Raw genomic sequence first — 19,392 nt, 5'->3', positions numbered from 1 at the left:
CTATATGCGCGCTCATTCCACACACGGACTTTGGTGTCTGCCCGGGAGAAATCCGGCTGAAACCTCCGGTGGCATCAGGACATTCCGTCCGAAATGCCTATGTCCGTGGAGGCCAACCGGAAAGGAACTAAAGAATGGCTCTGCCAGATTTCAGCATGCGCCAGCTCTTGGAAGCTGGTGTTCACTTCGGCCACCAGACCCACCGCTGGAACCCGAAGATGGCGCCTTACATCTATGGCGCCCGTAACAACATCCACATCATCGACCTGTCGCAGACGGTGCCGCTGCTGCACCAGGCCCTGAAGCAGGTGTCCGACACCGTCGCCAAGGGCGGCCGCGTGCTTTTCGTCGGCACCAAGCGCCAGGCGTCCGACATTGTCGCCGACGCCGCGCAGCGCTCGGCCCAATATTATGTCAACTCGCGCTGGCTGGGCGGCATGCTCACCAACTGGAAGACGATCTCGAATTCGATCCAGCGCCTGCGCAAGCTCGACGAGACGCTCGCCGGCGAGGCCCAGGGCCTCACCAAGAAGGAGCGCTTGAACCTCGACCGCGAACGCGAGAAGCTCAACAAGGCGCTCGGCGGCATCAAGGACATGGGCTCGACGCCGGACCTGATGTTCGTCATCGACACCAACAAGGAAGCGATCGCCATTCTCGAGGCCAAGCGCCTCGGCATTCCGGTCGTGGCCATCATCGATTCGAACTGCGACCCGGACAAGATCGACTTTCCGATCCCCGGCAACGATGACGCGGCCCGCGCCATCCAGCTCTATTGCGATCTGATCGCGAAGGCCGCCATCGACGGCATCGCCCGCCAGCAGGGCGCGCTCGGCGTCGATATCGGCGCTTCGGCCGAGGCTCCGGTCGAGCCGGCGCTCGACACTCCGGCTGCCGAAGCTCCGGAAGCTTGATTAGGAAGGCCGGATCCCGGCCTTCATCTTTCCAATAAGTTGGCGCGCTAAAGCGCTTTTGCCGAGCGCATCATCGAGTTCCGATGGTGCGTCGGCGCATTTGAGACAAAGAGGCGACAATGACGATTTCGGCTGCACAGGTCAAAGAACTCCGCGACTTGACCGGCGCGGGCATGATGGACTGCAAGGCGGCGTTGAACGAGACCAACGGCGACATGGAAGCGGCAGTCGATTGGCTGCGCAAGAAGGGTATCTCGAAGGCAGACAAGAAGGCCGGACGCACAGCCGCCGAGGGTCTGATCGGCGTCGACGCCGGCGTGCGTGAAGCCGCGATCGTCGAAGTCAATTCGGAGACCGACTTCGTCGCCCGCAATGCAGCCTTCCAGGAAATCGTCGCCAAAGTCGCTAAGGTCGCGCTTGCCTACGGCACGACCGAGGCGGTGGCCGCGGCCAAGTATCCGGGCTCCGACAAGTCGGTCACCGACACCATCAAGGACGCGGTCGGCACGATCGGCGAGAACATGGGCTTCCGGCGCTCGGCCAAGCTGACCGTGGCGCATGGCGCGGTGGCGACCTATGTCCACAACGCCGTTGCCGACGGCCTCGGCAAGCTCGGCGTGCTGGTCGCGATCGAGACCACCGGCAACGAGCATGCCGCCAACGCCTTTGCCCGCCAGGTCGCGATGCATGTCGCAGCCAGCAACCCGGTCGCGCTTTCCGCCGAGGAAGTCGATCCGGCGCTGGTCGAGCGCGAGAAGGCGATCTTCTCAGACCAGGCGCGCCAGTCGGGCAAGCCGGAAGCCATCATCGAGAAGATGGTCGAGGGCCGCCTTCGCAAGTTCTATGAAGAGGTGGTGCTTCTGAAGCAGGCCTTCGTGCTCAATCCCGACATCACCGTCGAGAAGGCGCTGAAGGATGCGGAGAAGGAGATCGGCGCTCCGGCCAAGATCACCGCGTATCTGCGCTACGCGCTGGGCGAGGGCATCGAGAAGGAAACGACCGACTTTGCGGCGGAAGTCGCGGCGGCGGTCAAGAAATAGCTCTGATCCCGGGGAACGCTTGGCGTTTCCCTAAGGTGAAGAGCTCACGAGCTCAGGCAACTCGGCCGGGTGTCCGCATGGATGCCCGGCCGATTTCTTGTGCGGTGTCGATAAAGGCCCTGAGCTTCGGCGCCATCGATGCGCGGCGCGGGAAGTAGAGGAACAGGCCAGGTTCCTCGATCGCCGCCTGCGGCAGGATCTGGACCAGGCGGCCGGCGGCCAGGTCGGCGCGCACCAGGGGCTCGAAGACGTAGGCGAGCCCGAGGCCGGCCAGCGCCAAGTCAATCGCAGCGAGCGAATCGGTGACAATGGCGGTGCCGTGCGTCTCGACGACGATGTCCTTGCCGTCCTCGGTCAGATCCCAACGATACAAGGCGCCAGAGCGGACCAGCCGGTAGCCGATGCAGTTGTGATTGGCGAGATCGGCCACGTCGCGCGGACGGCCGTGCTTGCCGACATAGGCGGGAGAGGCGATGATCACGGCTTTGAACCGCGGCGTCATCCTGACGGTGACCATGTCCTGCGCGATCATCTCGCCCAGCCGGATGCCGGCGTCGAAACCTTCGCCCACGATATCGACAAGTCCCTGGTCGGCAACGATCTCGACCGTCACATCGGGGTAGCGCTCGGCCATGGCCGCGACCACCGGCGTTACCGCCAGGGGGATCGCTATGTTGGAGGCGTTGATCCTGAGCAGGCCGGCCGGCCTTCCCTTCACGCCGCGGATGCGGTCCATCTTTTCGGCGATGTCCTGCAAGGCCGGGGCAGCCGTCTCCACCAGCGCCTTGCCGGCTTCCGTCAGCGAGACGCTGCGCGTCGTGCGGGCAAAGAGCGGCTGGCCGATGCGCTCTTCCACCAGCCGCACTGCATGGCTGACGGCGGACGGGCTCATGCCGAGCTCGGCCGCAGCAAGAGCGAACCCGCCGCGCCGCGCCACGGCGACGATTACCGGCAGGTGTGTGAGTAGGTCGCGATCCATTCATGAATGATATCGCACAGTCTTTGCGAACAATGCAATCTTATCGATGCCTCTGGGCCGGTCCACATTGTCGTCAACACAACGGCGCGGATGCTCAAGGAGAGACGAAATGAACGCGTTGAAACATGTAACTTTTGCAGCTGGAGTGGCACTGGCGCCGGTCGATGCCGGCGGTGCCGAACCGGCCGGCTGGCAGGCGCTTGCCGACGAGCGCGCGGTGATCCGCATCGCCGACTCCATAGACCGCGCGGTGGACGCGCAAGACTGGAAACTGGCACGCTGCTATTTCGCCGAGCGTGTCACCGCCGATTTCAGCAGCCTGTCCGGGCAGCCCGCGGCTAACATTGCGTCTCACGACCTGATCGGCGCTTGGGCGGGCAATCTCAAGGGCAGCAAGACCAGCCTGCATCTGCGCACCAATCATCAAGTAACGCTTGAAGCAAACGCCGCGACCGTCCGTTCCAACGGCTATGCCTGGAACCGGATGGAAGGCAATGGGGATCCGCTCTGGGAAGTCTGGGGCACGTATGAGCACCACCTGACACGGTCGGCTGCCGGCTGGAAAGTCGATGGCTTCACCTTCCGCATGACGCACGAGCGCGGCAATCCCTGGGTCAAGGCGACGCCCGGCCAGTAAACGACGATAACCGGATCGGAACGGATACGACAATGAGCATGACCTATTACACGTTGGGCAACAGCGGGTTGCGCGTCAGCCGGCTGGCGCTCGGCACCATGACCTTCGGCACCGAATGGGGCTGGGGCGCTGACAGGGACACCGCCCGCGCGATGTTCGACGCCTATGTCGAAGCGGGCGGCAATTTCTTCGACACGGCGGACCTCTACACCGGCGGCACCGCTGAGACCTGGCTCGGAGAGTTCGTCGCCGGGCGGGGTCTACGCGACAAGGCAGTGATCGCCACCAAATTCACCATGAATTCCGAGGCCGGCAATCCGAATGCCGGCGGCAATGGCCGCAAGAACATCATGCGCGCGGTGGAAGCCTCGCTGAGGCGACTCGGCACCGACTATATCGACCTCTACCTCCTGCATGTCTGGGACAGGATCACCCCGGCCGAGGAGGTGCTGCGCACGCTGGATGACCTCGTTCGCGCCGGCAAGGTGCGCCATATCGGCCTCTCCGACGTGCCGGCCTGGTATGCCGGCCGCGCCCAGGCGATCGCTGAACTGCGCGGCTACGAGCCGGTGTCGGCGCTGCAGCTCGAATACTCGCTCGCAGAGCGCGCCATCGAGCATGAATACGTGCCTCTAGCCACCCGTCATGGCGCTGGCATAATGGTGTGGAGCCCTTTGGCCAGCGGGCTGCTCAGCGGCAAGTACAGGCCGACGACAGCCGGAAACGCCGGGAGGCTCGACGGTTTCCGCGACACCACGCATCCCGGCTTCCAGAAGTTCAGCGACCGCAACTGGGCGATCGTGGCGGAACTCGAGAAGGTGGCGAGCGAACTAGGCCGCAGCATGGCCCAGGTTGCGCTTAACTGGGCGGCGACGCAGCCGGGAATCGCTTCCGTCATCCTTGGAGCGACGAAGCTTGCGCAGCTTGAGGATAATCTCGGCGCGCTCGATTTTTCGATTCCTGCCGGACTTCGCGCGCGGCTGGAAAAGGCCAGCGCCACGCCTGCGCCGTTCCCGCATTCCTATTTCGGTTCCGAAATACAGGTCCGGGTGACCGGTGGGTCCGTAATCGGCGACAAGCCGGCCGGTTATTCGCCTGCGGTCATGATCGAAGGCGAGGCGGTCAGCATCTCAAGTAACTGATCAAACGGCGGCAACTGACCGGAAAAGCCTGGGATTTTGCACGAGGGCGCGGCGTGACATCGCCGCGCCCTTCGTGTATCGGGTCATCCCGTCATGACAGCATTGCCGGATGAAGCGGGGGCGGTTCGCCTCCAGAATTGCCGCGCCGAGATATTCGAGGATCCAGAATGACGAAGCCCCTCTATCGACGTGTCGTGCTGAAAGCTTCCGGCGAAGCGTTGATGGGCGAGCAGCATTTCGGCATCGACGTCTCGGTGGTCGACCGCATAGCCGCCGACATAGCCGAAGCGCGCGCGCTGGGAGTCGAAGTGGGGGTCGTGATCGGCGGAGGCAACATCTTCCGCGGAGTCGCCGTGGCGTCGAAGGGCGGCGACCGAGTCACCGGTGACCACATGGGCATGCTCGCCACCGTCATCAACTCGTTGGCGCTGCGCACCTCGCTTAACAAGATCGGCGTCGACGCCGTCGTGCTTTCGGCCATCGCCATGCCCGAACTCTGCGAGAGCTTTTCCCAGCGCCAGGCGACCGCGTACATGAACCAGGGTAAGGTGGTCATCTTCGCCGGCGGCACCGGCAATCCGTTCTTCACCACCGATTCGGCCGCAGCCCTTCGCGCAGCCGAGATCGGCGCCGATGCGCTTTTCAAGGGCACGCAGGTTGACGGCGTCTATTCGGCCGATCCCAAGAAAGACCCGAACGCGGTTCGCTTCGACCGTATCAGCCACGCCGAGGTCATCAAACGTGGGCTTGCGATCATGGATACGGCTGCGATTGCACTTGCGCGCGAAAACAACATTCCGATAATCGTCTATTCGATCCACGAAAAAGGTGGTTTCGGCGATATTCTGAGGGGCGGCGGCCATTGCACGGTCGTCGCCGACAAATGATCGGGGCCGGGATCCGTTAAACGGCTACGGGACGACGACACAAGCAGTGAACCCGTAGAACGGGTCGAGGAGATGACCATGAGTGGCGAGTACGAAGACCTGAAGCGACGCATGGACGGGGCGATAGCCGCCTTCAAGCACGATCTGGCTTCGCTTCGCACCGGCCGGGCGTCCAGCAACCTGCTCGACGCGGTCCAGGTGCAGGCCTACGGCACGACGATGCCGATCAACCAGGTGGCCAATGTGACGGTGCCTGAGCCGCGCATGATCTCGGTGTCGGTCTGGGACAAGTCGATGGTCAGCGCGGTCGACCGCGCTATCCGCGAAGCCAATCTCGGCTTCAACCCGATCGTAGACGGCACGAATCTGCGGATTCCGTTGCCCGAGCTCAACGAGCAGCGCCGCAAGGAGCTGGTCAAGATCTCGCATGGCTATGCCGAGAACGCGCGCGTCGCCGTGCGCCATGTCCGTCGCGACGGCATGGACTTCCTCAAGAAGGCTGAGAAGGACGGCACCATCGGCGAGGACGACCAGCGCAAGCGGTCCGACCAGGTGCAGAAGCTGACCGACGAGATGATCAGCACGATAGATCGCCTGCTTTCCGATAAGGAAGCTGAAATCATGCAGGTTTAGGGTCGGGTTTTCCGGCTCGAAAGCGAGACAATGGCAACGCCCGCGCATGTCGCGATCATCATGGATGGAAACGGACGCTGGGCCAAGGCGCGCGGCCTGCCGCGCCTCGCTGGCCACCGCGCTGGCGTGGAGGCTCTGCGCAAGACAGTCCGCGCGGCGCCCGAGCTCGGCATCTCCTACCTGACCGTCTACGCCTTTTCCTCGGAAAACTGGTCACGGCCGAAATCCGAGGTCAGCGACCTCATGGGCCTGTTGAAGCTGTTCATCCGCCGCGATCTCGCCGAACTGCATCAGAACGGCGTGCGGGTGAGGGTGATCGGCGACAAGCAGGGGTTGCAGCCCGATATAAGGGGGCTGTTGCAGGAGGCCGAATCGCTGACCGCCGACAACGGGGCGCTGACGCTGGTCATCGCCTTCAACTATGGCGGTCGCGACGAGATCGTGCGCACTGCGCGCAAGCTGGCGGAGGCCGTCGCGCGCGGCGACATGGCCAGCGACGCGATCACGGCGGAAAGCTTTGCCGCCTCGCTCGACACAAGGGGTATCCCCGATCCCGAGCTGGTGATCCGGACCAGCGGCGAGCTTAGGCTGTCGAACTTCCTCCTGTGGCAGGCCGCCTATAGCGAACTCGTCTTTCTACCCTGTTATTGGCCGGACTTCAGCCGTGAGCATCTGGCCGACGCCTTGCGCGACTTCGCCGGCCGTGAACGACGCTTCGGCGGGCTTGCCGCCCGCGATGTCGCGCTTTAGGCGCCAGCCATGAGCAATCTTAAACAGCGCGTCATCTCGGCAATCGTGATGGCGGTCCTGACCCTTGTGCTCACCTGGCTCGGCGCATTGCCGTTCCGTCTGTTCTGCGCGGCAATCACGGCGCTGATCTTCTATGAATGGACGCGCATGGCGCGCCTTGGGACCGGCACGGCGATCGGCGTTCTGCCGGAAGCGCTGATTCTGATCTTCATCGGCGCCCTGATTGTCGGCGTCCCTGCCTTTTGGATGCTGCTGCTGATCGCAATCCTGGCGGCGATCGCTGCCATCGCCGCTCGCATTAGGGAGGCTGCGCAGTGGGAGGCCTCCGGGGTGGCTTATGCGGCTCTTTCCGGCTTTTCGCTCGCTTATCTGCGCGATAGCAACCATTCCGGCCTGGTTGCGATTCTCTTCCTGTTCGCCGTGGTCTGGGCAACCGATATAGCGGCATATTTCGTCGGCCGTGCGGTCGGCGGCCCCAAGCTTGCGCCGTCGATCTCGCCCGGCAAGACGCAGAGCGGCGCTTTGGGCGGCGCGGTTGGCGGCCTTGTCGCGGGCCTGCTGCTGGCAATCGCGGCCGGCGCCGGCAATTTCGTCCAGCTCAGCCTCGTCGCGCTGGCGCTGTCGATCGTTTCCCAGGTCGGCGACCTGTTCGAATCCTGGGTCAAGCGCCGGCACGGTGCCAAGGATTCCAGCAATCTCATTCCCGGCCATGGCGGCGTCATGGACAGGGTCGACGGGCTTGTCGCGGCCGCGTTCGCGCTGTACGTCATTGGTTGGATCGCGGCGGGCGCCGAGCACCCGGCACTGGGACTGTTTCCGAACTGAACGACGCTAAGGTCAAGGCGAAAGCGGGCGCGTGCCACGGTTTCGCCCGGATTGATGCCACAGTCGCGGCGGAATGTTGCGTGCGGGCGAATTGAGGGCATGACTTGAACGATATCTTTCACGCGGTCTTCAGCACACAAGGCTTCGTCCTTGGCACGCTTGTGCCGTTCCTGTTCGTGCTGACCGTGGTCGTATTCGTCCACGAGATGGGCCACTATCTCATCGGCCGCTGGTGCGGAATCGGCGTGAAGGCCTTTTCCATCGGCTTCGGGCCAGAGATCCTCGGCTTCTACGATCGCCACGGGACGCGCTGGAAGCTTTGTGCCATTCCGCTCGGTGGCTATGTCAAATTCGTCGGCGACATGAATGCGACATCGAGCCAGCCGAGTACAGAAGAGATCGAATCACTGACAGAGGCCGAACGCAAGGTCGCCTTCCACACGCAACCCATCTGGAAACGGGCCGCGACCGTCGTTGCGGGGCCAGTGTTCAATTTCCTGCTGACGATCGCCGTGTTTGCGGTGCTGTTCTCCCTTTATGGCCGTCCGGTCCTGGAGCCTATGGTGGCCGAGGTCACGGCGGGCAGCCCGGCGGAAAAAGCTGGAATCCTGCCAGGCGACCGATTCGTCAAAGTCGACGGCAACAAGGTGGAGACCTTCGCCGACGTGCAGCGCCTGGTTTCAGGCCGGGCAGGCGACCCCATCACGTTCACGATGCTGCGCGGCGGCAAGGAAATCGCCTTGACGGCGACGCCGGAGCCCATGGAGCAACAGGATGCGCTGGGCAACAAGGTCAAGGTCGCGGTGATCGGCGTCGTCAACAATGCCGAGGTCGGCCAGCCACGCTTGATTTCCTACACGCCGGCCGGCGCCGTGGTGGCTGCGGTCGAGGAAACCGGACACGTCATCGAGCGCACGGGCCAGTTCCTGCAGCGCTTTGCCCTTGGGCGCGAGGACAAGTGCCAACTCGGCGGTCCGATCAAGATCGCGAAGATGTCGGGGCAGGCGGCAAAGCTTGGCTTCGAGTGGCTGGTGCAGCTTGTTGCATTTCTGTCAGTGGGGATAGGATTTCTCAATCTTCTGCCGATTCCCCCTCTCGACGGCGGCCACCTGTTGTTCTACGGCGTGGAGGCCGTCATAAGGCGCCCGGTTTCGGAGCGGATGATGGAGATGGCCTATCGAACCGGACTTTTCCTGGTGCTCGGATTCATGGGCTTCGTTTTTTGGAATGATCTGTTTGGGTGCTGAAATCATGAAGAAATTTGCCTTCAGCGCCGAGCTTATTGAGATGCCGTTTACCATGCGTGGGGATATGCGTGACGCGAAAGCCACGCGGTACGGTTAAGTAAATACAAATTAACCGGAAGCCTTGCGTGTAGGGAAAATCCGGTTAATACGGTAAGGGAAAATACCGCACGTCCGGTTTTCTCGCCGTGGGGACTACGAGAAAAAGGTACAAAAGCCCGATGAAGGCAGCATCCAAGTTTCTGAGCGCCGCTTCCGCGGCGGCCTTGTCCGCCGCTCTGGTCGTGCCAGGCGCGCTCGCAGTGCAGTTCGCCGCCACGTCGGTGGCTGAGGCCGCGGTCATTTCGCGTGTCGAGGTCAGCGGAAACCAGCGCGTCGATGCGGAGACCATCCGCAACTACATCTCGATCAAGCCGGGCAAGCCCTTCTCCAGCTCCGATATCGACGAAGCCGTGAAGGCGCTGTTCGGCACCGGGCTGTTCTCGGACGTTCAGATCAACCAGGTCGGTTCGACCCTGGTGGTCAAGGTTTCCGAATACAAGGTCGTCAACCAGGTCCTCTTCCAGGGCAACAAGAAGCTGAAGGACAACGCGCTCCAGGCTGCTATCCAGCTGAAGCCCCGCGCGACCTTCTCGCAGCAGGCGCTCGATGCCGACGTCGAGGCGGTGAAGGCCGCCTACAAGCGCATCGGCCGTGACGACGCCGCCGTGACCACGCAGATCATGGATCTCGGCGACAACCGCGTGAACGTCGTCTTCAACATCAATGAAGGCGGCCGCACCCAGATTGCGGCGATCAATTTCGTCGGCAACCACGCCTACTCCAGCCGCCGCCTGTCGGATGTCATAAACACCAAGCGGTCGTCCTGGCTGTCCTTCGTGCTGCGCGACGACGTCTATGACGAGGACAAGCTGCGCGCCGACCAGGAACTGCTGCGCCGCTTCTACTACAATCACGGTTATGCCGACTTCCAGGTCGTGTCCGCCGTTGGCGAGCTTGACGACGCCACCAACAAATACACGGTTACCATCACCGTGCAGGAAGGCGACCGATACACGTTCGGCGACGTCAGCGTGGAAAGCACCATCGCCGAAGTCGACTCGAAGTCGCTGGAATCCGTGGTCGAGACCCATAAGGGCGATGTCTATAACGCCAAGGACGTGGAGGACTCGATCGTCGCACTGACCGAGAAGGTCGCGGGCTCGGGCTATGCCTTCGCTCAGGTGACGCCGCGCGGCGACCGCAATTTCGAAAACCACACCATTTCGGTCGTCTATACCATCGACCAGGGCACCAAGGCCTATATCGAGCGCATCGAAATCCGCGGCAATGACCGCACGCGCGACTATGTCATCCGTCGCGAATTCGATGTCAGCGAAGGCGACGCATTCAACCAGGTTCTCATCCAGCGCGCGAAGAAGCGGCTGGAAAGACTTGATTACTTCCAGTCCGTCGACATCTCGACGGTTCCAGGCTCGGCGCCTGACCAGGTCGTGCTCGTGGTCACCGTGGTTGAAAAGTCGACCGGCGAGTTCTCCGTCGGTGCCGGATATTCGACCGGCGGCGACACGCCCGGCCCGTCCATCGAAGGCTCGATCACCGAACGCAACTTCCTCGGCCGCGGCCAGTACATCAAGCTGTCGGCCGGCGGCGGCAAGAATTCGCGCGATTACGCTATTTCCTTCACCGAGCCTTATTTCCTTGGCCGGCGCATCGCGGCGGGCTTCGATATCTACAAGTCGACCCGCAATTACGATCACTACGACACGGACACCACCGGAGCGACCGTTAGGTTCGGCCTGCCGATTACCGACAGCATTTCGACGCAGCTGGCGTATAACATTTCTCAGGAAAAGTACGGCTTTAACAACTGCGACAATAACAATGATGGCATTCAGGGCGACTGCAACATTTCGCAGGCTCTCGTAGATGCTATCGACCAGGGTGCTTGGTTGAAGTCGTCGGTCAGTCTAGGCCTAGTGTACAACACCATCGATGACATGAAGAACCCGCACGAGGGCCTTTACATCAATGGCACCACCGAGTTTGCTGGTCTCGGCGGAGATGCTAAGTGGGTCAAGGTGACCGGGCGCGCAAGCGTCTACCAGACGTTGTCCGAGCAGCTGGACCTTGTCGGTCTCGTCTCGGGCGGTGCCGGCTACATAGCTGGATACGGCAACGATGGCCTGCGTATCTTTGACCAGTTCCAAAGCAACGATCGAATGATCCGTGGCTTTGAGTATGGCGGCATCGGCCCCGTGGATCCGCTCACGGGCGATCATCTCGGTGGTACGACATATTTCAACGCCTCGGCCGAAGCCCAGTTTCCGTTGCCTGTTATTCCGGAAAGCTTTGGCTTGCGCGGCGCTGTTTTCGCCGACGCAGCAACCCTCTACGGAAGCAAGATCACCTCGGTTGCGCAGGAATTGACCGACATGAAGCTTCGCGCCTCGGTGGGTGTCGGCCTGATGTGGGCTTCGCCTTTCGGCCCGATCCGCATCGACTATGCGATCCCGGTCAAGAAAGAGCCGACCGACAAAACGCAGGAATTCAACTTCGGTATCGCGACCCGCTTCTGATTTGAGGTCGCGATTTCTCCGAGCCGGCTGACGGCTCGGAGTGGACTGATCCGACCCAGCTGGATATTGCTTCTGGAATGACCGATCCGGTGTTCTTCGCGCCTTCACGCCGGTATACGGCTGGCGAGGTCGCGAATCTGACCGGCGCCAGCCTGATTGATACCGCTCAGGCTGAAATTGCCATCGAGGCGTTGGCTCCCGCCAGCGAGGGCGGCGACGGCGCGCTCGTCTTTGTCGACGGAAAACGCAATTTCGCGTTGATGCAGTCGCTGAGAGCTGCCGCCGTCCTGTGCCCCGCCGATTTTGCCAGCAAGGCGCCGCCGGGCATCGCGGTGCTCATGCATCCTCGTCCGCAACAGGCTTTCGCAATGGTCGGGCGCCTGTTGTTTCCGCAGGCCGCAACTCCGGGGCCGATGACGGGGGAAACCGGCATCTCGGCGCATGCCTTCGTCGATCCGTCCGCACATATCGAGGAAGGGGCGATTGTCGAAGCGGGTGCGGTGATCGGTCCCGGCGTGTCCATCGGCAGCGGGACTGTCATCGCGCCTCACGCCGTCGTTGGCCGTTCCTGCCAGATCGGCCGCGGCGGGTTCATCGGCCCGGGCGCCAGCATCCAATTTGCCCTTGTCGGCAATCGCGTCATCATCCATGGCGGCGCAAGGATCGGCCAGGACGGTTTCGGCTTCGTGGGCGGCGCCAAGGGACCTGAACGCGTGCCGCAGATCGGTCGCGTCATCATCCAGGATGATGTGGAGATCGGCTCCAACTCGACCGTCGACCGCGGCGCGATGTCCGATACCATCATCGGCCAGGGCACCAAGATCGACAATCTGGTACAGATCGCCCACAATGTTCGCATCGGCCGCAATTGCATTATAGCAGGGCTTTCGGGTATCTCCGGTTCCGTCGTCGTCGGCGACAACGTCACGATGGGTGGCGGTGTCGGCCTAGCTGATCATTTGACCATCGGGCCAGGGGCCAAGCTTGCTGCGAGAAGTGGATTCATGAACAACGTGCCGGCAGGCGAGATCTGGGGAGGCTATCCGGCACAGCCGATGGCGGAAGCCATGCGCGAGATAGCGATGCTGCGCAAGATGGCCAGGACGCGCAAGCAAGGCGACGGAAATGGCTGATACGGTGGCAACGACACTCGAGGCGGTCGACATCATGGGGCTGATGAAGCTCCTGCCGCATCGCTATCCGTTCCTGTTGATCGACCGCATCGTCGATATCGATGGCGACGAATCGGCCGTCGGCATCAAGAACGTGACCATAAACGAGCCGCACTTCCAGGGCCATTTCCCCCAGCAGCCGGTCATGCCGGGCGTGCTCATCATCGAGGCGATGGCTCAGACCGCCGGCGCGATCTGCATTCGCAGCCTCAACACGGAGAGGCCCTCGCTGGTATATTTCATGACCATCGACAATGCCAAATTCCGCAGACCGGTGGTTCCGGGCGATCAGCTCAGGATCCATGTGAAGAAGATCAAGAAACGCGGCAATCTGCTGAAATTCGCCTGCGAGGCGATGGTCGACGGCGCTAAGGCCGCCGAAGCCGAGGTTTCAGCCATGATGGTTGCCGGCTGACGGTACGAAATGCTCATGAAAGTCGAGACATCCATTCATCCTTCCTCGGTCGTCGAAGAAGGAGCCAGGCTCGGCGAGGGCGTCCGCATCGGACCCTTTTGCCACGTAAGCGCCGATTCGATCGTCGGCGACCGTGTCGAGCTGGTCAGTCATGTATCGGTGATGGGCGCCACGACGATTGGGGTCGGGACGAAGGTCTATCCGATGGCGACGCTCGGCGCGCCGCCGCAAAACACCAAGCACAAGGGTGGCCGCACTACTCTGGTCGTCGGAGCGAACTGCACCATTCGTGAAGGCGTCACGATGCATGTCGGCACCGACACCAGCCGTGGCGAGACAACTGTCGGCGACAACGGCAACTTCCTTGCCTACGCCCACATTGCCCATGATTGCGTCGTTGGCAAGAACGCCACGTTTGCCAATGGCGCGACGCTCGGCGGACATTGCGAGATTGGCGACAACGTCTATATCGGCGGCCTAAGCGCGGTTCACCAATTCGTGCGCGTCGGCGATAACGCCTTTCTCGGCGGCTGCTCGGCTTTTGTCGGCGATGTCATCCCGTATGCCATTGCCGTCGGCAACCGCGCCAGCCTGCGCGGCTTGAACATCATTGGCCTCAAACGCGCCGGTTTGCCGCGCTCCGAGATCTACCTGCTGCGCAGGGCCTATAGGACGATCTTCGATCGTTCCCGCACCGTCGGCGAGAATGTGGAGCTCGCCAAGGCCGAGTTCGCCGGATCGCCAACGGCCATGAAGATCATCGATTTCATCACCAGTCGCGGCAAACGGCACTTTGCCGTGCCGTCGCTCAAGGGTGAGGGCGACGATGACAATGGCGATGACGAGGGCTGAGCCGGCCAAGGCAGGGCTTGCACTCGCGCCGGGCTCCAGGGTCGGCATCATCGCCGGTGGGGGCAGCCTGCCGGTCGAAGTGGCGGAGGGCCTGGTCAAGCACGGTTTTGCGCCCTTCATCATCATCGCCGCCGGTGAGGTCGACCGGGAAGCCGATTTTGCGGCCTTTGATCGGGAAAAACTCGCGCTGGAAGACATCGGGCTGTTGTTTCCGTTGCTGCGTCGCCAAGGCATCACGCACCTTGTCCTTGCCGGCGAGATCAAGCGTAGGCCGCGGCTGAGCAGGATAAGGCCGACACTTGGTCTTCTGGCGATAGTACCTTTCGTGGTCAGAGCATTGCGACGTGGCGACGACGGCCTGCTGAAGATTTTGACCCGAGCCCTGGAAACGCGAGGCGTCAAGGTCATCGGCGCGCACGAAGTCGTTCCGGAACTGACGGCTAGCGAAGGCCCGTTGACGGCGGCCGAACCGAATCGGTCCGACTGGCGCGACATCGAGGCCGCGCGCAGGGCAGCCAAGGCCATTGGCGAGCTCGATATCGGCCAGGCAGCGATTGCGGTCGGAGGTCGGGCCGTCGCGCTGGAAGGCATCGAAGGCACCGCCGGCCTGCTCGATAGAATGCGCGAGCTGCGCGGCCACGGCAGGCTGGCCGGCAGGACGGGCGGCGTGCTGGTCAAATGCGCCAAGCCCGGACAGGAATTGCGCGCCGACTTGCCCACCATAGGCCCGCAGACGGTCGAGGCCGCTCATGCCGCTGGTCTTGTCGGCATCGCCGTCGAGGCCGGCCGTTCACTTATTCTCGAAGCTCCGGCAACGCTGGCGCGCGCCAATGCGCTTGGCCTGTTCATCGTTGGCCTGCCTTCAGCGGAGCGGGCCAATGGGGAGCCGGCCGATGCCCGCTGACAAGCCGCTCAAGCTCGCGATAGTCGCCGGCGAGGAATCCGGCGATTTGCTCGGCGCTGACATAGTGCTGGCGCTCGAGCGTCTGACCGGTCGCAAGGTCCAACTCGTCGGCATTGGCGGCCGCCACCTGCAGCAGCTGGGGCTGACGCCATTCTTCGACGGCAGCGAGATCGCGCTGATGGGCTTCAGCGCCGTGCTGCGCGACCTGCCGCGGCTGATGCGCCGTATCAGCCAGACCGCGGCGATGATCGCGGCCGAACGGCCCGATTGCCTGGTCACCATCGACAGCCCGGACTTTTCACTGCGCGTCGCGAAGAAGGTTCGCGCAACAGCACCGGCCATTCCGATCATCCACTATGTCTGTCCGAGCGTATGGGCCTGGCGGCCAGGCAGGGCGGTGGCGATGAAGCCCTATGTCGATCACATTCTCTGTATCCTGCCTTTCGAGGTAAAGGCCCTTGCTCGCCTAGGCGGGCCGCCGGGCACCTATGTCGGCCATCGGCTGACGCAAGACCCCGGCGTGCTCGGCGCCGCCAAGGCGCAGAACCAGCCACGCGACCTCTCCGAGGACCGAGTCAAGACGGTGCTGGTGCTGCCAGGCTCGCGCCGCGGCGAAGTCAGCCGGCTGATGGAGCCTTTCGGCAAGGCGATGTCGGCGTTGCGCCAACGCGGCCACCGCCTGCGCCTCATCCTGCCGACCGTGCCGCACGTCGCCGAACTGGTGAAGACGTCGATCGCGAGTTGGGACGACAAGCCGGAAATCATCGCCGAGCCGGACCGCAAATGGCAGGCCTTCGGCAAGGCCGACGCTGCGCTGATCGCGTCAGGGACAGTATCGCTCGAACTGGCGCTCGCCGGCGTTCCGATGGTTTCCTGCTACAAGCTCGACCCCATCGCGCGCCAAATTCTGCAGCATCTGGTGACGACATGGTCGGCGCTGCTGCCCAACCTGATCTCCGACCGCGTGCTGGTGCCGGAATTCTACGACCAGTATGTCCGGCCAGAGAACCTCGCCCGGCAGTTGGAAGCCCTGTTTGCCGACACCGGCATGCGCGCCTGGCAGAAGGCCGGTTTTGCCGAGATCGCCAGACGAATGGCGACCGACAGGCCCTCGGGCGAGATCGCCGCAGAGGTGGTGATGGGGTGCATCAAGAAGGCAGCAGGCAACAGGCAGTAGAGGTTTCTTTCTACTGCCTACCCACTATCCCCTACCTTTTCGCGATCGGCACGTAATCGCGCTCCGTGGCGCCGGTGTAGAGCTGGCGCGGGCGGCCGATCTTCTGGTGCGGGTCCTCGATCATTTCCTTCCACTGGGCGATCCAACCGACAGTGCGCGCGACCGCGAAGAGCACGGTGAACATGGTGGTGGGGAAGCCCAGCGCCTTCAGCGTGATGCCTGAGTAGAAATCGACGTTCGGATAGAGCTTCTTCTCGATGAAGTAGGCGTCGGTCAGCGCGATCTTTTCCAGCTCCATGGCGATGTCGAGCAGCGGATCGTCCTTGATGCCGAGCTCGCCCAGAACCTCATGCGCCGTCTTCTGCATGATCTTGGCACGGGGATCGTAGTTCTTGTAGACGCGGTGCCCGAAGCCCATCAGGCGGAACGGATCGTTCTTGTCCTTGGCGCGGGCGATGAATTCCGGAATGTGGTCGACATGGCCGATTTCGCCCAGCATGTTGAGCGCGGCTTCGTTGGCGCCGCCATGCGCGGGGCCCCAGAGGCAGGCGATGCCGGCGGCGATGCAGGCGAACGGGTTGGCGCCCGACGATCCGGCGAGGCGAACCGTCGAGGTCGAGGCGTTCTGCTCGTGGTCGGCGTGCAGGATGAAGATGCGTTCCATGGCGCGCGCCAGGACCGGATTGATCTTGTATTCCTCGCAGGGCACAGCGAAGCACATGTGCAGGAAGTTTGCCGCGAAACCGAGATCGTTCTTCGGGTAAATGAAGGGCTGGCCGATATGGTACTTGTAGGCCATCGCCGCGATCGTCGGCATCTTGGCGATGAGCCGCATCGAGGCAACCATGCGCTGGTACGGATCCGAGATGTCGGTCGAGTCGTGATAGAAGGCCGACAGCGCGCCGACCACGCCGCACATGACGGCCATCGGATGCGCGTCGCGGCGGAAGCCGGTGAAGAAACGCGACATCTGCTCATGCACCATCGTGTGGCGCGTCACGCGATAGTCGAAGTCGTCCTTCTGCGCCTTGGTCGGCAGTTCGCCGTAGAGCAGCAGGTAGCAGACCTCGAGGAAGTCGCCATGCTCCGCGAGCTGGTCGATAGGGTAGCCGCGATGCAAGAGAATGCCGGCATCGCCGTCGATGAAGGTGATCGCCGATTCGCAGCTCGCGGTCGAGGTGAAGCCCGGATCGTAAGTGAAGGCGCCGGTGGTGCTGTAGAGCGAGCCGATGTCGATGACGTCAGGTCCGACCGAGCCGCTTCGCACCTTGAATTCGTGCGTCTTGCCGGCAAGCTCAAGCTTCGCGGTCGGCTGGCTCGTTTTGCCGGCCAACTCCAGTTTTGTCGCCGCTTCGCTCATTGCAAACTCCTTTTTGTTTCCTCATGCCGGCAAGGCAAATTCCTGCAAACGACACGTCGAAGTCACCGAATGCGCGAACTCGCCACCGCATTTTAGGAGGTGCGTGCCAGATTGGGCCAAGGCCTAATGTTGCACTGCGAAACACACCTTTCAATGCCAATCTTCTTGGGCCAGTCCGCTCCTAATCGATTTGATCTTCTATGCGGGCCAGGCTTTCCTGGCGGCCCAGCACGGCAAGCACGTCGAACACGCCGGGGGAGGTGCTACGGCCGGTCAGGGCCGCCCGGAGCGGCTGTGCCACGGCGCCGAGCTTATACCCACCGGCCTGCGCGAACGCACGGATCGAAGCCTCTGCCGAGGCGGCGCTCCATTCGCCCTGGACAGAAGACAATGCGCCATGCGCGCCGCGCAAAATCGCGCGCGCCTCGGCATTGAGCAAGCTCGCCGCCTTCTCGTCCAGCGGTAACGGTCGCTCGGCGAACAGGAAAGCCGCGCCATCGACCAACTCTACCAAAGTCTTTGCCCGCTCCTTGAGACCGGGCATGGCGGCAAGCAGTTGCGCCTTGCGCTTGTCGTCGAGCTTTGCCGCAAACGCGGGCCCGCCTTCGAGATAGGGCAAGGTGGCGACGAAGATGTCGAACAACGCATGATCGTCCATCTTGCGCATATGGACGCCGTTCAGCGCCTCGAGCTTGGCGAAGTCGAAGCGGGCCGCGCCCTTGTTGACGTCGCCGATGTCGAACCAGGCGATCATGTCCTTGATCGACATCACCTCGTCGTCGCCATGGCTCCAGCCGAGCCTGGCCAGATAGTTGAGCAGAGCTTCCGGCAGATAACCCATGGCGCGATAGGCCTCGACGCCCAGCGCGCCGTGCCGCTTCGACAGCTTGGCGCCGTCGGCGCCGTGGATCAGCGGGATGTGCGACATCGACGGCACCGACCAGCCCATGGCATTGTAGATCACCGTCTGGCGCGCGGCGTTGGTCAGGTGATCGTCGCCGCGGATGATATGGGTGACGCCCATGTCATGGTCGTCGACGACGACGGCATGCATGTAGGTCGGGACGCCGTCGGAACGAAGGATGATAAAGTCGTCGAGATCCTTGTTCGGGAAGCGAACCTCGCCCTGCACGCGATCATGCACGACCGTCACGCCCTCGGTCGGCGCCTTGATGCGGATGGCGCCCTTGACGCCTGCAGGCGCCTCGGACGCATCGCGGTCGCGCCACTGGCCGTTGTAGCGAGGCGGCAGGCCCTTGGCGCGAGCCGCCTCGCGCATCGCCTCGAGCTCTGCCGGCGTCTCATAGGCGTAATAGGCCTTGCCCATTCGCACGAGCTCCTCAGCCACCTCCCGATGGCGCGGCGCGCGCTGGAACTGCGAAACGGCCTCGCCGTCCCAGGAGAGGCCGAGCCAGGTCAGTCCGTCGAGAATGGCCGCCGTGGCCGCCTCCGTGGAGCGTTCGCGGTCGGTGTCTTCGATGCGCAGCAGCATTTGGCCGCCTGTGTGCCTGGCGTAGAGCCAATTGAACAGCGCGGTGCGGGCCCCGCCGATATGCAGGTAGCCTGTGGGCGAGGGGGCAAAACGGGTGACGACCTTGTCGGACATGGAACTCTCGAAGAAGCACTGAAGAAATGCATGTTTCGCGCTGACTTCCACGCGACCGGCGTTCATGTAGCATAGGGCGTCTGGGGCGCAAGGGGCAGACCCGATGGCTGGACGTGGCCGGGGCGCGGAAGAGGGCGGGGAAACGACAGCAGGCGTCAGCGAGCGCCTGATGTTCGCTCGCGCCATATCGGCCGAAGCGGCGCCGTTGCCGGTTCCGGAACCCCATCCGCCGGCGGAGCTTCCGTCGTCCGGCGACGGTGCGTGGCGGCCAGTTTC

The 19,392-nt window shown here is 62.9% G+C and carries 18 protein-coding genes; 15 read left to right on the top strand and 3 right to left on the bottom strand.

Going from position 1 to position 19,392, the window contains the following annotated elements; all coding sequences use genetic code 11:
* Positions 1–134 precede the first annotated feature (134 nt).
* Both rpsB and tsf read left to right on the top strand, forming a co-directional pair.
* Positions 135–914 (top strand): 30S ribosomal protein S2, encoded by a 780-nt coding sequence (gene rpsB, locus ACR64R_RS09070; RefSeq protein ID WP_040994986.1) that lies wholly within the window; start codon positions 135–137, stop codon positions 912–914.
* A 119-nt stretch (positions 915–1,033) separates the two neighbouring features.
* On the top strand, positions 1,034–1,954 hold the full coding sequence (gene tsf / locus ACR64R_RS09065) for a translation elongation factor Ts (RefSeq protein ID WP_487361309.1): 921 nt from the start codon (positions 1,034–1,036) through the stop codon (positions 1,952–1,954).
* A 52-nt stretch (positions 1,955–2,006) separates the two neighbouring features.
* Here the strand turns inward: tsf and ACR64R_RS09060 are convergent, their stop codons facing one another.
* The gene (locus ACR64R_RS09060) at positions 2,007–2,933 is read right to left on the bottom strand and encodes a LysR family transcriptional regulator (protein ID WP_487361308.1); all 927 of its coding nucleotides are present in this window, start codon (positions 2,931–2,933) and stop codon (positions 2,007–2,009) included.
* 109 nt (positions 2,934–3,042) lie between these two features.
* Between ACR64R_RS09060 and ACR64R_RS09055 the strand changes: the two genes are divergently transcribed.
* The 13 genes from ACR64R_RS09055 (at position 3,043) to lpxB (ending at position 16,150) form a co-directional block, all read left to right on the top strand.
* Entirely contained in the window at positions 3,043–3,570 is a 528-nt protein-coding gene (locus ACR64R_RS09055) for a nuclear transport factor 2 family protein (protein ID WP_487361307.1), read from the top strand.
* A 32-nt stretch (positions 3,571–3,602) separates the two neighbouring features.
* A complete protein-coding gene (locus ACR64R_RS09050) occupies positions 3,603–4,712 on the top strand; it encodes an aldo/keto reductase (protein ID WP_487361306.1) in 1,110 nt (369 codons plus the stop codon).
* Between the two features lie 167 nt (positions 4,713–4,879).
* Positions 4,880–5,599, top strand: a complete 720-nt coding sequence (gene pyrH, locus ACR64R_RS09045; RefSeq protein ID WP_487361305.1) for a UMP kinase — start codon at positions 4,880–4,882, stop codon at positions 5,597–5,599.
* Between the two features lie 78 nt (positions 5,600–5,677).
* Positions 5,678–6,232, top strand: coding sequence for a ribosome recycling factor (gene frr / locus ACR64R_RS09040; protein WP_487361304.1), 555 nt, complete (start codon positions 5,678–5,680; stop codon positions 6,230–6,232).
* 30 nt (positions 6,233–6,262) lie between these two features.
* Positions 6,263–6,982 carry an isoprenyl transferase gene (locus ACR64R_RS09035; protein ID WP_487361303.1) on the top strand — a complete coding sequence of 240 codons (720 nt, stop codon included), beginning with the start codon at positions 6,263–6,265 and terminating at the stop codon, positions 6,980–6,982.
* Positions 6,983–6,991: 9 nt separating this feature from the next.
* Complete coding sequence (locus ACR64R_RS09030; protein ID WP_487361302.1) at positions 6,992–7,807, top strand: phosphatidate cytidylyltransferase; 816 nt, start codon at positions 6,992–6,994, stop codon at positions 7,805–7,807.
* Positions 7,808–7,911: 104 nt separating this feature from the next.
* On the top strand, positions 7,912–9,054 hold the full coding sequence (gene rseP, locus ACR64R_RS09025; RefSeq protein ID WP_487361301.1) for an RIP metalloprotease RseP: 1,143 nt from the start codon (positions 7,912–7,914) through the stop codon (positions 9,052–9,054).
* A gap of 218 nt (positions 9,055–9,272) precedes the next feature.
* Positions 9,273–11,630, top strand: coding sequence for an outer membrane protein assembly factor BamA (bamA, locus tag ACR64R_RS09020; protein ID WP_487361300.1), 2,358 nt, complete (start codon positions 9,273–9,275; stop codon positions 11,628–11,630).
* A 77-nt stretch (positions 11,631–11,707) separates the two neighbouring features.
* Positions 11,708–12,763, top strand: coding sequence for a UDP-3-O-(3-hydroxymyristoyl)glucosamine N-acyltransferase (lpxD, locus tag ACR64R_RS09015; RefSeq protein WP_487361299.1), 1,056 nt, complete (start codon positions 11,708–11,710; stop codon positions 12,761–12,763).
* Complete coding sequence (fabZ, locus tag ACR64R_RS09010) at positions 12,756–13,217, top strand: 3-hydroxyacyl-ACP dehydratase FabZ (RefSeq protein WP_487361298.1); 462 nt, start codon at positions 12,756–12,758, stop codon at positions 13,215–13,217. Before lpxD ends, fabZ begins: the two co-directional genes overlap by 8 nt.
* 15 nt (positions 13,218–13,232) lie before the next feature.
* On the top strand, positions 13,233–14,069 hold the full coding sequence (lpxA, locus tag ACR64R_RS09005; RefSeq protein ID WP_487361297.1) for an acyl-ACP--UDP-N-acetylglucosamine O-acyltransferase: 837 nt from the start codon (positions 13,233–13,235) through the stop codon (positions 14,067–14,069).
* Complete coding sequence (locus ACR64R_RS09000; RefSeq protein ID WP_487361296.1) at positions 14,056–14,973, top strand: LpxI family protein; 918 nt, start codon at positions 14,056–14,058, stop codon at positions 14,971–14,973. The genes lpxA and ACR64R_RS09000 overlap by 14 nt, the downstream gene beginning before the upstream one ends.
* A complete protein-coding gene (gene lpxB, locus ACR64R_RS08995; RefSeq protein ID WP_487361295.1) occupies positions 14,963–16,150 on the top strand; it encodes a lipid-A-disaccharide synthase in 1,188 nt (395 codons plus the stop codon). The genes ACR64R_RS09000 and lpxB overlap by 11 nt, the downstream gene beginning before the upstream one ends.
* A gap of 31 nt (positions 16,151–16,181) precedes the next feature.
* Here lpxB and gltA read toward each other — a convergent pair whose 3' ends face one another.
* Both gltA and gltX read right to left on the bottom strand, forming a co-directional pair.
* Positions 16,182–17,510: a citrate synthase gene (gene gltA / locus ACR64R_RS08990; RefSeq protein ID WP_487361294.1), complete on the bottom strand. Its 1,329-nt coding sequence runs from the start codon at positions 17,508–17,510 to the stop codon at positions 16,182–16,184.
* Positions 17,511–17,691: 181 nt separating this feature from the next.
* Positions 17,692–19,116: a glutamate--tRNA ligase gene (gene gltX / locus ACR64R_RS08985; protein WP_487361293.1), complete on the bottom strand. Its 1,425-nt coding sequence runs from the start codon at positions 19,114–19,116 to the stop codon at positions 17,692–17,694.
* Positions 19,117–19,392: the final 276 nt, after the last annotated feature.

Source organism: Mesorhizobium sp. MC2-1-1, assembly GCF_057597255.1.
This window is presented reverse-complemented; position numbering and strand designations above follow the sequence as displayed.